Source organism: Petroclostridium xylanilyticum, assembly GCF_002252565.1.
GTDB classification, from domain to species: Bacteria; Bacillota; Clostridia; order SK-Y3; family SK-Y3; genus Petroclostridium; species Petroclostridium xylanilyticum.
In genome coordinates this window covers 17,009-30,004 of the sequence record NZ_NPML01000018.1, presented here as the reverse complement: position 1 = coordinate 30,004, position 12,996 = coordinate 17,009, and the positions used below count along the sequence as shown (strand labels likewise).

At 34.1% G+C, this 12,996-nt stretch carries 11 protein-coding genes; all 11 read left to right on the top strand.

The genetic code is table 11. From position 1 onward, the window contains the following. The first annotated feature begins 71 nt into the window (after window positions 1-71). A complete protein-coding gene (gene tuf / locus CIB29_RS10160; RefSeq protein WP_094549356.1) occupies window positions 72-1,274 on the top strand; it encodes an elongation factor Tu in 1,203 nt (400 codons plus the stop codon). A 416-nt stretch (window positions 1,275-1,690) separates the two neighbouring features. Further along, a complete protein-coding gene (locus CIB29_RS10155; protein WP_094549355.1) occupies window positions 1,691-3,547 on the top strand; it encodes a polysaccharide biosynthesis protein in 1,857 nt (618 codons plus the stop codon). Continuing rightward, window positions 3,540-3,713, top strand: a complete 174-nt coding sequence (locus CIB29_RS18540) for a hypothetical protein (RefSeq protein WP_198543830.1) — start codon at window positions 3,540-3,542, stop codon at window positions 3,711-3,713. The genes CIB29_RS10155 and CIB29_RS18540 overlap by 8 nt, the downstream gene beginning before the upstream one ends. A 97-nt stretch (window positions 3,714-3,810) precedes the next feature. Beyond that, window positions 3,811-4,446 carry a sugar transferase gene (locus tag CIB29_RS10150; protein WP_094549353.1) on the top strand — a complete coding sequence of 212 codons (636 nt, stop codon included), beginning with the start codon at window positions 3,811-3,813 and terminating at the stop codon, window positions 4,444-4,446. 14 nt (window positions 4,447-4,460) lie between these two features. Continuing rightward, window positions 4,461-5,090 (top strand): acetyltransferase, encoded by a 630-nt coding sequence (locus tag CIB29_RS10145; protein WP_094549351.1) that lies wholly within the window; start codon window positions 4,461-4,463, stop codon window positions 5,088-5,090. Window positions 5,091-5,095: 5 nt separating this feature from the next. After that, on the top strand, window positions 5,096-6,277 hold the full coding sequence (locus CIB29_RS10140) for a LegC family aminotransferase (RefSeq protein ID WP_094549349.1): 1,182 nt from the start codon (window positions 5,096-5,098) through the stop codon (window positions 6,275-6,277). Next, window positions 6,274-7,392: a glycosyltransferase family 4 protein gene (locus tag CIB29_RS10135; RefSeq protein ID WP_094549347.1), complete on the top strand. Its 1,119-nt coding sequence runs from the start codon at window positions 6,274-6,276 to the stop codon at window positions 7,390-7,392. The genes CIB29_RS10140 and CIB29_RS10135 overlap by 4 nt, the downstream gene beginning before the upstream one ends. Beyond that, window positions 7,389-8,765: a nucleotide sugar dehydrogenase gene (locus CIB29_RS10130; RefSeq protein ID WP_094549345.1), complete on the top strand. Its 1,377-nt coding sequence runs from the start codon at window positions 7,389-7,391 to the stop codon at window positions 8,763-8,765. Before CIB29_RS10135 ends, CIB29_RS10130 begins: the two co-directional genes overlap by 4 nt. A gap of 1 nt (window position 8,766) precedes the next feature. After that, a complete protein-coding gene (locus tag CIB29_RS10125) occupies window positions 8,767-9,741 on the top strand; it encodes an SDR family oxidoreductase (protein ID WP_094549343.1) in 975 nt (324 codons plus the stop codon). A 475-nt stretch (window positions 9,742-10,216) separates the two neighbouring features. Next, window positions 10,217-11,449 carry an O-antigen polymerase gene (locus CIB29_RS10120; RefSeq protein ID WP_094549341.1) on the top strand — a complete coding sequence of 411 codons (1,233 nt, stop codon included), beginning with the start codon at window positions 10,217-10,219 and terminating at the stop codon, window positions 11,447-11,449. A gap of 172 nt (window positions 11,450-11,621) precedes the next feature. Beyond that, on the top strand, window positions 11,622-12,833 hold the full coding sequence (locus CIB29_RS10115) for a transposase (protein ID WP_094549339.1): 1,212 nt from the start codon (window positions 11,622-11,624) through the stop codon (window positions 12,831-12,833). The last annotated feature ends 163 nt before the right edge of the window (window positions 12,834-12,996 follow it).

Here is a 12,996-nt window from a genome sequence, read left to right as displayed (position 1 = left end):
GAAAGAGGGAATAATTACTTTCTCACTCCCCACTCCTCACTCCCCACTAGAAAAGAAGGAGGATTTTTAAAATGGCAAAAGCTAAATACGAAAGAACAAAACCCCACGTTAACATTGGTACAATCGGTCACGTTGACCACGGCAAAACTTCATTAACAGCTGCTATTACTAAAGTATTAGGTTTACAAGGTAAAGCACAATATACTGCTTATGACCAAATCGATAAGGCTCCGGAAGAAAGAGAAAGAGGTATCACAATCTCTACTGCTCACGTTGAATACGAGACAGATGCAAGACACTATGCACACGTTGATTGCCCTGGGCACGCTGACTACGTTAAAAACATGATCACCGGAGCAGCTCAGATGGACGGCGCTATCCTTGTTGTATCTGCTGCTGACGGTCCAATGCCTCAGACAAGAGAACACATTCTTCTGTCCAGACAGGTTGGCGTTCCATACATCGTTGTATTCATGAACAAAGCTGACATGGTTGACGACGAAGAATTATTAGAATTAGTTGAAATGGAAGTTAGAGAATTATTAAATGAATACGAATTCCCTGGAGATGAGATTCCAATCGTTAAGGGTTCAGCTTTAAAAGCGCTTGAATCTACTTCAAACGATCCTAACGCTCCAGAATATCAACCAATACTTCAATTAATGGCAGAAGTAGACAGATACATCCCAACTCCAGAAAGAAAAACCGATATGCCTTTCTTAATGCCTGTAGAAGACGTATTCTCCATCACCGGACGTGGTACTGTTGCTACTGGTAGAGTAGAAAGAGGAACATTAAAACTTTCTGATGAAGTTGAAATTGTTGGTTTCGCAGATGCCCCAAGAAAAGTTGTTGTAACCGGTATCGAAATGTTCAGAAAGCTTCTTGACCTAGCTCAAGCTGGTGACAACATCGGTGCTCTTTTAAGAGGTGTACAAAGAAACGAAATCGAAAGAGGACAGGTATTGGCTAAACCAGGTTCAATCAAACCTCACACTAAATTCAAAGGTGAAGTTTACGTATTGACCAAAGAAGAAGGTGGAAGACATACTCCTTTCTTCAACAACTACAGACCTCAGTTCTATTTCAGAACAACTGACGTTACCGGCGTAGTTCACTTGCCGGAAGGCGTGGAAATGTGCATGCCTGGTGATAACATCAGCATGGAAGTAGAATTAATCACTCCTATCGCTATCGAAGAAGGATTAAGATTCGCTATCCGTGAAGGTGGAAGAACTGTAGGATCCGGCGTTGTAACTGCTATCGAAAAATAATATACTTATCAAAAAACGCATCTTGTAAAAGGTGCGTTTTTGTTATTTTAGGGCTATCGATGTAGTGGTGTGTCCCCATGTTTCGCCCGAACAATCAAGCATATTTTCATCATTATTTATGCCGGGTGTGCCCATGGTGTGGGTTGATAAAAATAGCATTTTTTATCAAAGAAAATAAGAATTGTTGAAAAATGTCGAATACTGTTAATTTACCAAAAAAATGTTTACATTATGTATTCTTTGGTGGTATAATTATCTGAGTAAGACTTAAGGCCTACAGCCTATGCCAAAAGTACTATTTTAGTGCAGTAATATAGGTTAACAAATGAATAATTAATATATTATGCAGACATATATAATAGAACTAATGCCGCATGATATAATTTTAGAATGGCACATTTTAAGGGGGGGGCAATATGTTAAATTGTTCAAGCAGGACAATATTGAGGTTTAGTGTTTATAAGCTTTTTCTGTTAACAACCGATATTATCTTAATAAATCTTGCCACTTATATTGCTTTATTTTTCAGATTCGATGGCAAAATACCTGTCCAATACATAAATATTTACATGAATACTTTCATATGGCTTACCCTTATTAAGATTTCTGTATATTATATCTTTCGCCTTTACACAAGCCTGTGGAAATATGCCAGTATTGAAGAACTACTTCAGATATTTTTTGCAACACTTACAGGAGCCGTAGGGTCAGTTGCCTTTGGAGTAGTTACACATCTTACATTACCCAGAACAGTCTATGCAATCTCATGGATGCTAACCTTTTTATTAATCGGTGCCAGCCGCCTGAGTTATAGAATAATAAGAAAATTAAAAAATGCACCCTTCATTAATGGGACTGCTAAAAAAAGAGTGATGGTAGTGGGAGCAGGCTACACCGGTTCCATGGTCATTAAGGAATTAAAAAAACGTCCAGAACTGAAAAGTACCCCTGTTGTCATAATAGATGATGATGAAAAGAAGCATGGTTCTCACATACACGGACTTACTGTAAAAGGGGATAAAAGAAAAATACAAGAAATAGCAGAACAATATCGAATAGATGAGATTATTATTGCAATTCCATCAGCAACCAGAAGCCAGCTTAAGGAAATACTGGATGAATGTAAAAAAACAAGATGCAAGCTAAAAACGTTGCCTGCATTACATGAACTGATAAATGGACAAGTAGACATCAACCAGATAAGAGATGTAAATATAGAAGACCTGTTAGGAAGAGAGCCAATAACGCTGAATACCCAAGAAATATCCGGATATCTAAAAGATGAAGTAGTGTTGGTTACCGGGGGCGGCGGTTCAATTGGTTCCGAATTATGCCGGCAGATCGCCCGATTCGAACCCAGGAAACTTATCATATTTGATATATATGAAAACAATGCCTATGACCTTGAAAATGAGCTTAAATTCATATATAAAGAGCAGTTGGACTTGGAAGTATTGATAGGCTCGGTACAGGATAAAAAAAGATTGGAGTACGTGTTTGGTACATATAAACCCGGGGTGGTATTCCATGCAGCAGCACACAAGCACGTGCCGTTAATGGAGGGAAGCCCCACAGAAGCAATTAAAAATAATGTATTCGGCACGCTCAATACTGCAGAATGTGCAGATGAATACGGAGTGAAGAAATTTGTACTCATCTCTACCGATAAAGCTGTAAATCCTACCAATGTCATGGGTGCAACTAAAAGAATAGCAGAAATGATTATACAGAATATGAGCAGGCACAGCAGGACAGAATTTGCGGCAGTTAGATTCGGTAATGTATTAGGAAGCAACGGAAGCGTCATTCCTTTGTTTAAAAAGCAGATTGCCCAGGGCGGCCCGGTTACCGTCACCCATCCCGAGATTACAAGGTACTTCATGACCATACCCGAAGCAGCACAATTGGTAATCCAGGCAGGAGCCATGGCAAAAGGCGGGGAAATCTTCATCCTGGATATGGGACAACCTGTCAAAATAGTGGATCTTGCAAAAGATCTTATAAGGTTATCGGGACTGGAACCCGATATAGATATAGAGATACGGTTTACAGGGTTAAGACCCGGAGAAAAGTTGTATGAAGAGCTGCTTATGGCAGAAGAAGGGCTTACCGCAACAAAGCACGAGAAGATATTTATCGGCAAACCGGTACATATAGATCATAAAAAGCTGATGCAGGAGATCAATTCCTTAAGAGGATTGATATTTGGAAGTGGAGAGGACATCTCTGATTATATTGAGCGATTGGTGCCGACGTATAGTAAGGTTGGATAAGCAGGGATGGGTAAATATGCGGCATGGCGACGGTTGGTCTGTCTCAGGTGTTTTTCATGCAACTGAGGAACTGTCCGAAACCACTGAAAAAGTCCGGTTCAGCAGGAAGAAGGAATGCAGCATGGGGATGGAGATACTGCTGCGCCTGGTTTTGGGGAAGCTGTAGCTCCGTCCCCGTGCTGCACGATGTCCCCATGTCTCGCCTGAACGATTATTCAAAATAAAACAGACACAGATGAGTACCACTTGGGGGTTAAAAAGCAATGTATAGAAAATACGTAAAAAGAGTGTTGGATTTTGTGTTTGCAGTGATTTTGCTAATAATAACATCTCCTATTATGCTTTTAGCAGCAATAGCTATAAAGTTGGAAGATCCAAAGGGACCTGTGCTATTTAAGCAGAAACGCCCAGGAAAGAATGCTAAAATCTTTACAGTTTATAAATTCAGAACCATGAGAGTTGAAACTGAAAAGGATGGTAAACCCCTTACTGATATGGAAAGGATGACAAAAGTAGGTTCATTTTTAAGAAAAACAAGTATAGACGAACTTCCGCAACTCTTTAATATTATTCGTGGAGAGATGAGCTTTATAGGGCCGAGGCCTTTGTTAGTTCAGTATCTTGAATTTTATACTCCAGAACAGATGAGACGCCATGAAGTAACACCAGGGATATCCGGGTGGGCTCAAGTTAATGGGCGAAATGCAATAAGCTGGGAAGAAAAGTTTAAGCTTGATATTTGGTATGTGGATAATCAATCTTTTTTGGTGGATTTCAAAATATTATTTATGACAATATACAATGTTCTAAGTAGAAAAGGCATAAATAATTCTCAAAGGGATACGATGCCTTTGTTTGTGGGAAGTCTTAATAAAGAAGCAAATCAGGTGAATTTTTGATTGGTGGTAATGAAATGTCTAAACTATTAATTTTAGGTGCAGGCGGTCACGGGAAAGTTATTGCTGAAACAGCGTTGGCGACTGGACAATGGGAACAAATAGCATTTTTAGATGATAGAAAAGAACTTGAAGAAGTGGCAGGAATACCTATTGTTGGAAAATTAAATAGCTATACGTCTTTTAGAGAAGAATTTCAACATATTTTTGTAGCCATTGGAAATAACAAATTAAGGCTAGAGTGGATTGAACGATTATCTAAAGCAGGATTTATTATACCAGTTATTATTCATCCTTTTAGTTTTGTTAGTAAAACAAGCAATATTGATGAAGGCACAGTTGTTATGGCAGGGGCAGTAATTAATGCCAACACGAATATTGGAAGAGGATGTATTATAAACACTTCAGCCAGCATCGACCATGATTGTACTTTAGAGGATGGTGTACATATATCTCCAGGTGTACATATAGGAGGTACAGTAAATATAGGTAAATGTACTTGGGTTTGTATTGGATCAAGTGTTGCAAATAATACTACAATTGGCAAAAACGTAATTATTGCAGCTGGAGCAGCAGTTACTAAAAATATTCCTGACAATGTTATGTTTGCAGGAGTACCGGCAGTTTTTAAAAAACGTATGGAGTGATCAAAATGAATAAAGTCATACCTCTTTCAGTTCCAAACCTTTCACTAGACATCCTAAAAAACATCAAAGAAACTATAGAAACAGGTTGGGTATCTACCGGAGGAAGATTTATAAAAGAATTTGAAGAAAAGACAGCCAAATATGTAGGAGTAGAAAAGGCAGTATCCTGCCAGAGCGGTACAGCAGGACTACATCTTGCATTAAGAGTCCTTGGAATAGGGTCGGGTGATGAAGTCGTTGTTCCTACAGTAACATTTATAGCAGCAGTAAACCCTGTAAGATATGTGGGAGCAGAACCCGTATTTATGGATTGTGACGATACCCTCAATATGGATATGGACAAGCTGGAAGAATTTTTAGAAAATGAGTGTTATTATATTGATGGAAAATTGATGAATAAAAAAACTAATAAAGTAATAAAAGCAGTTATAGTTGTTCATGTTTTCGGTAACCCGGCAAATATAGAAAAACTAATGGAGATTAAGGAAAAATACAATTTAAGAGTAATAGAAGATGCTACAGAAGCCATTGGGTCATATTATCTTGAGGGTAAATATGCAGAAAGGTATTGTGGGACTATTGGAGATATAGGCGTATATTCCTTCAATGCCAATAAGATTATTACCACCGGTGGCGGTGGAATGGTAGTTTCTAATGATAAAGAGTTACTTGATAAGGTAGCTTTTTTATCTGTCCAAGCCAAAACAGACCCACTATACTTCATCCATGATGAAGTGGGATATAATTACCGTATGACCAATATACAGGCTGCCTTTGGAGTAGACCAGATAGATAGATTAGAAGGTTTTATTGAAACCAAGATTAGAAATTATAAGTTGTATAAAGAAGCCATAGAAAACATAGAAGGTCTAACTTTATTATCTTTTAGGTCGGACACAAGGGCAAACCACTGGTTTTATTCGGTGATAGTAGATAAAGAGAAATATGGAATGGATAGGGATGAACTATTAAGAAAGTTAAATGATAACCATATTCAAACAAGACCTCTTTGGGGATTAATACATAAGCAAAAGCCGTATATGGAGAATCAGGCTTATAAGATTGAAAAGGCGTATTATTATGAAAAGAATTTGATAAATGTGCCTTGTAGTAGTAATTTAGCAGATGAAGATGTGGAGATAGTGGTAGAGAGGTTAAGAATATACAAGAATAGAGTGGTAAGATGAAGAAGATTTTAATATTAGCTAATAATGCAGTAGGTTTATATAATTTTAGATTTGAATTGATAAAAGAATTAATAAATAGAGGTAATGAAGTTTTCTTTTCACTACCTGAAACAATAGAAGATAAAAAAGTAAAGTTAATTATAGAATCGGGAGCTAAATATATACACACCCACATTAATAGAAGAGGAATAAACCCTTTTGAAGATTTAAAGTTAATTAAAGAATATAAAAAAATACTTAAAGAGGTAAATCCGGATGTTGTTTTAACATATACAATCAAACCTAATATATATGGTACATATGCAGCGAGTAGACAAAAAAAGCCTGTAATGATGAATATAACTGGAATAGGAACATCCCTGACTGATGCAAATTTAAGACATATAGTTATTAGATTATATAAATATGCTTGTAAAAAAGCAAAATTTGTATTTTTCCAAAATGAAAGCAACTATTCATTATTTGTTTCAAATAAAATGGTAGACCACGATAAAACAAAAATAATACCAGGTTCAGGAGTTAATATTGATAAATTCAAGCCTATGGAAAAAGAAAATCAAGATGGAATAATCAGATTTTTATTCATAGGAAGAATAATGAAAGAAAAAGGAATAGAAGAATATCTTGAAGTAGCAGAAATTTTAACTAAAAAATATCCGAATATTGAATTTCAAATATTAGGTTCATTTGAGGAAGAAAAATACAAAGATATTATTTTAAACAATAAAAATTCCAGAATAAAATATCTCGGAATATCCAATGATGTAAGAAACGAAATTAGGGAAGCAGATTGTATAGTAAATCCTTCATATCATGAGGGGATGTCAAATGTCCTATTAGAAGGAGCAGCTATGGGCAAACCCCTTATAGCTTCTAATATACCAGGATGTAAAGAAATTATAGAAGATGGATATAATGGCTATTTGTTTGAAGCTAGGTCAGCAGTATCATTAGAAAATAAGCTTATTCAATTTATAGGATTAGATAGTAAAGAAAAAGACCTTATGGGTATAAATTCTAGAAAAAAAGTTGAAGCTGAATTTGATAGAAATATAGTTATAAATGAATATATGAAAGTTATAAACGATATCTTGAACAAGAGGTGTCAAAAATGAATTTATATGAGCAAATAAAAAGCAGAAAAGAAAAAATTTCAGTAATAGGTCTAGGCTATGTAGGTATGCCTTTAGCCATAGCATTTGCAAAAAAAGCATCTGTTATAGGATTTGACATAAATAAAGAAAAAGTAGAGCAATATTTAAAAGCAATAGATGTAACAAATGAAGTTGGAAATAAAGCTTTAAAAGAAACTACTGCATTTTTTACTTGGGAAGAAAAATATTTAAAAGAGGCTAAATTTCATATTGTGGCAGTACCAACGCCAATAAATCCTGATAAAACTCCTGATTTAAGACCTGTAATAGGGGCTAGTAGGACTGTCGGAAGAAATCTTACTAAAGGTTCTATAGTAGTATATGAATCTACAGTATTTCCAGGAGTTACAGAGGATATATGCGTATCTATATTAGAAGAAGAATCAGGATTAAAATGTGGTTTGGACTTCAAAGTAGGCTATTCTCCTGAAAGAATTAATCCGGGTGATAAGGCTCATAGACTTGAAACCATAGTTAAAGTTGTATCCGGAATGGATGATGAATCATTAGAGGAAATAGCTAAAGTTTATGAAATGGTAGTTGAAGCTGGAGTGCACAGAGCAGAAAGTATAAAGGTAGCCGAAGCAGCAAAGGTAATCGAAAACTCTCAAAGAGATATCAACATTGCATTTATGAATGAACTTTCCATTATATTCAATAAAATGGGAATCGATACAAAGGCAGTATTAGAGGCTGCAGGAACCAAGTGGAATTTCTTAAAGTTTAGCCCGGGTCTTGTTGGAGGACATTGTATAGGTGTTGACCCATATTATCTTACATATAAAGCAGAGCAGATAGGATATCATTCACAGATAATACTTGCTGGAAGAAAGATTAATGATGATATGGGTAAATATGTAGCAGAAAATACAGTAAAAAAAATGATACAAGCCAATAAACAAATAAAAGGAGCTAAAGTAGCAATACTGGGCATTACCTTCAAGGAAAACTGCCCTGATAGTCGTAATACTAAGGTTGTAGATATTATACAAGAACTAAAAGAATATGGGGTTGAAGTTCAAGTAGTAGACCCTGTAGCAGATCAAAAAGAAGTAAAAGAAGAATATGGAATAGAGTTATACAACATAGAAGAAATTAAAGATGTTGATGCAGTAGTTGTTGCTGTAGCCCATGAAGAATTTACAAACATTAAATTAGAAGATTTAAAAGAGTTGTATAAAGATTATTATGAACAAAATAATGAAGTATTAGAAGAAGTAGCAGCAATATTAGATAATAATTGTGATAATGGCAAACAAGTTTTAATTGATGTAAAAGGAATTTTTGATCGCAAGGAAGCAGAGGATATGAACTACTTATACTGGAGGCTGTAAGATGGGATATGAAAATGTTATTTTTCCTAAGGAAACAAAGTTTTTAGTAACAGGCGCTGCAGGATTTATTGGTTCTAATCTTGTTGAAGCATTACTTAATATGGGTTATCAAGTTCGTGGCCTCGATAATTTTTCAACAGGCAAAAAAGAAAACGTAGAAGAGTTTCTTAATAATCCTAACTATGAATTTATTGAAGGAGATATTCGGAATTTTGAAATTTGTTTAAGGGCATGCGATGGAATTGATTATGTACTCCATCAAGCTGCTTTAGGATCAGTTCCACGTTCGATGAAAGAGCCATTAATTTATGAGGATAATAACATTAAAGGTACTTCTAATATGATGGAAGCAGCTAGACAATTAGGAATAAAACGGTTTGTCTATGCTTCATCTTCGTCAGTTTATGGAGATTCAAAAAAACTTCCCAAAGTAGAAGGTGAGGAAGGAAATATATTATCGCCTTACGCTCTAACAAAAAAGGTAAATGAACAGTACGGTAAGCTTTATACAGAAGTCTATGGTTTAGGATGTATAGGATTAAGATATTTCAATGTATTTGGACGTAGGCAAGATCCATACTCACAATATGCTGCAGTAATCCCAAAGTTCATTAAAGCATTGAAAAATGGAGAACAAGTTGAAATATATGGGGATGGTGAACAATCACGAGATTTTACATATATAGAAAATGTCATTGAAGCAAATCTAAAATCTTGTTTAGCACAAAAAATAGCTTGTGGACAAGCTTATAACATTGCCTATGGTGAAAGATTTACTGTAAATCAGATGTATAATTTAATGTGTAAGCATTTAGGCGCTAATTTGAAACCTAAGTATGTAGCACCACGTGCAGGGGATATTAAACATAGCTTGGCGGATATATCAAAGGCAGAAAAACTATTAGGATATAAACCAGATTGGGATTTTATTAAAGGGTTTACTGAGGCTGTTAAGTGGTATATGGATAAGATTTAAAATAGATTAAAGCTACTTTATTAAATGACGAAGTTCAAATTTTAAAGCTAAGTAAACTTAAAGGGTGATATATTTGAAAGTACTTCATATTATAAACAATTTAGATTCTGGAGGAGCTGAAAAATTAATAGAAAAATCTTTACCACTATGAATAATATCGCAGAAAACCAGCGAAACAAGCCGAAACCACTGAAAAAGTCATGTTTTTCTGAAAATTGAGGCCTGAAACTCGCATAACTTCGTTAGTATTTTTTCAAAACAAGTACTTTTTTAGCAGTTTCAGAGACAGTCCCCTTGGTTCATCTTATCGATGGGATAGATAAATTTATTAGTTGGTATAGAGAATATTACAGTAAAATGTAATGTCTAGTAATTGTGAAAATAGATAGGCTCTCAATATTAGCTAAAAATTTAAGTTAAAAATATATTAAGTAGATTTTTTAACTAAATTAGAAAAGTAGAGGTATGTTGTTAAATGGCGGAAATAACATTAGTATTAATTTTAATTATTTATATATTAACTGTTATATATTCTATTAGAATTAGGGATTTTTTAAATCCTGTGCATATATATGTACTATCCTTAAGCATTGGTTACTTGAGTTATTTCTTCTACTATTACAAATATAAATCAATACCTGTTTTGAACAATCAGACGTATCTTTTATATCTGTTAGCTATACTATCATTTATGATAGGTTATTTCTATTTGTCATTAATATTTATTAAAAGAAGTGACTATAGCAAACAAAACGCAATCCATAATAACAATATATATATAACAGTTATAAAACTATTTTTTATTATTGGTTTAATAGGTTTTTTCATAGATCTTTTTTTTGCATTTAGATACGCGATAACTGGTCCAGGAAGTTATTTTTTTAATCTAAGATATGCTAATACTGTAGAGGGGAAAATTCTTTATGGGCAGCATTTATTTTTATTCTTTCATGTGGCTACTTTACTAGCAATTATAAATAATCAATCTTGGAATATAAAAAGAAACAAATTAGTCTTATTAGTTATGATATGGTGTTTTTCTAGTATATTTACAATGGCAAGAACGAGTTTGTTTGCCGCTATAATTAGTATTTTAGCAAGTTATTTCATTCGTTACAGATATTTTGAGAAAAAATCGAAAATAAAATCCAAACCGTTTATATTAGTAAGTATTTTTTTAATAATCAGTTTTTGGATATTCGGTATTGCAACAGGAAAAATTCAAGAGAATTTTATATCAACATTTATGAGTTATTTGGGATATCCAATAATAGCTTTTGACAAATATATTTTAAGTTATGCAGGACATGGAAAAGGAAAAAATGTATTTTATCCAATAATAAAGATTTTTAATATCTTTACTAATGAGAGAATTGTGCCAAAAGCTGAGATTATTTTCTTAGAACGAAACGCTTTTAATGTATTTACTGTAATAAGCGATCCATACTTAGATTTTGGTATTATTGGAGTGTTTTTTATCCCACTATTTTTAGGAATTTTTTATAAGCTACTTTATATTCAAGTGAGAAAGGCTAATCTCTTGATAAGTGTTTATTATAGTCTTCTATTATTTCCTTTAATAATATCTTTTTTTGAATATACGTTTAAGTATTTAAGTTGGATATATTATGCATTTATTATTATCATTTTAAAGATATTTTCAGAGATATATTATCAAAAGAAAAAACTAAGAGAAATCAAAATATAAAATAGGCATTTTTCTATCATTTTTCTATTATATATGTTTATATTAATTGAGTTAATTTCATAATTTCTAACCCTTGAAATCAAAGGATTAGAAAAGGGTATAAAAAATAGTTTACCCCAATCCGATAAATAATTCGTCCAAATAATCCACAGAAAGGAGTAAACTACGAATTATGTATCGGCAAACAACATTATTTACTTTAGATCAAATTTTAGAAATTCAACCATTAACAAAATTACAAGCTATTTTAACATTTGTTGATTATTCAATTATGCTTGAAGCTTTTAAAATTGATGCCAGCAAGCGAGGTCCTAAAGGTTTTTCATATTCCAGCTTGCTCAATGCCTTGCTTGCAATGCAGATTGAACAACTTCCTACCGTTAAGGCATTGGTTAAAAGGTTAAAAACCGACCCTGTTTTAAGAGTAACCTGTGGTTTTGATGCTGTTGGTAAAACACCCAGTGCAGCAACTTTTTCAAGATTTATTGAAAAGCTTTCTAAAACAAATGTGCTTGAAAAGACTTTTCACCGAATGGTACGTAGAGCTAAAACCTTGGGACTTATTGATGGTACTCACGTTTCTATTGATGCATCAAAAATTGATGCTTTTGAGCATGCTATACCAAAATCGAGGATACCAGAAAACAATCCTGAGTTTCCTCACTGGGGTGCCAAGCAAGATACCAACGGTAATATGATAAAATGGTTTGGCTGGAAGATGCACGCCGTAGTTGATACAACAAGCGGTATACCATTAGGGTATATCATAACCCCTGCAAATATAGCAGATATGGTAATGGCAATACCACTCATGAATAAGCTTAAAGAAGATTATGAAAACTTATTCAAACCATCATATTACATTATGGATACAGGCTATGATACACCAGCCATCTATCAGCATGCCATATTGCTTGGTGCTCAAGCCATCATATCCATTAATTGGAGAAATACAAAAATTCCGCCTGAAGGCATCAACTGGGAAGGTCAACTTGTTTGCACCATGAATTTTCCATATGTGAATGGCGGCAATGATAATGGAACCATTCGGTTATTATGTCCTCATACTTGCGGAAAAGCTAATTGTCCTATGGGTTCAAATTGGTGTACCACTGCAAAATCAGGGTATGTTGGCAAGGTTAAAATCAAAGACAATCCAAGGTTTATTTCTTATCCATTACGAGGAACAGAAGCATGGGATAATCTATATGACGAAAGAACATCTGTTGAACGTTTCTTTGGTAATGGAAAAGAAAACTATGCTTTGAATAATCTACGAGTAGCAGGATTAAAAAAAGCAAAAGTATTTGTGGACTTGACCTGCATTGCAATTATTGCTGCAAGAATTGCAAAAGCAGAACAATCAAAAAATATTGCAGCTTAATAATTTAATTATCAAAGAACAGGAGATGATATTTCATTAATTTAGAAACTTCATAATTGTGGATAACTATCTATTGCAGGGATAGTCTACCCTTTTTTTGCACATTTTCAGTTATTTTAGCAAATGTTATCCACATTCTTGATTTTTGAATTATGAAATATCC

Bases quoted from the DNA above. Each gene is read 5' to 3' on its own strand.
- CIB29_RS10130 (WP_094549345.1), top strand. From the start codon at position 7,389: ATGAATTTATATGAGCAAATAAAAAGCAGAAAAGAAAAAATTTCAGTA.
- CIB29_RS10155 (WP_094549355.1), top strand. From the start codon at position 1,691: ATGTTAAATTGTTCAAGCAGGACAATATTGAGGTTTAGTGTTTATAAG.
- CIB29_RS10120 (WP_094549341.1), top strand. From the start codon at position 10,217: ATGGCGGAAATAACATTAGTATTAATTTTAATTATTTATATATTAACT.
- CIB29_RS10145 (WP_094549351.1), top strand. From the start codon at position 4,461: ATGTCTAAACTATTAATTTTAGGTGCAGGCGGTCACGGGAAAGTTATT.
- CIB29_RS10135 (WP_094549347.1), top strand. From the start codon at position 6,274: ATGAAGAAGATTTTAATATTAGCTAATAATGCAGTAGGTTTATATAAT.
- CIB29_RS10125 (WP_094549343.1), top strand. From the start codon at position 8,767: ATGGGATATGAAAATGTTATTTTTCCTAAGGAAACAAAGTTTTTAGTA.
- CIB29_RS10115 (WP_094549339.1), top strand. From the start codon at position 11,622: ATGTATCGGCAAACAACATTATTTACTTTAGATCAAATTTTAGAAATT.
- CIB29_RS10140 (WP_094549349.1), top strand. From the start codon at position 5,096: ATGAATAAAGTCATACCTCTTTCAGTTCCAAACCTTTCACTAGACATC.
- tuf (WP_094549356.1), top strand. From the start codon at position 72: ATGGCAAAAGCTAAATACGAAAGAACAAAACCCCACGTTAACATTGGT.
- CIB29_RS10150 (WP_094549353.1), top strand. From the start codon at position 3,811: ATGTATAGAAAATACGTAAAAAGAGTGTTGGATTTTGTGTTTGCAGTG.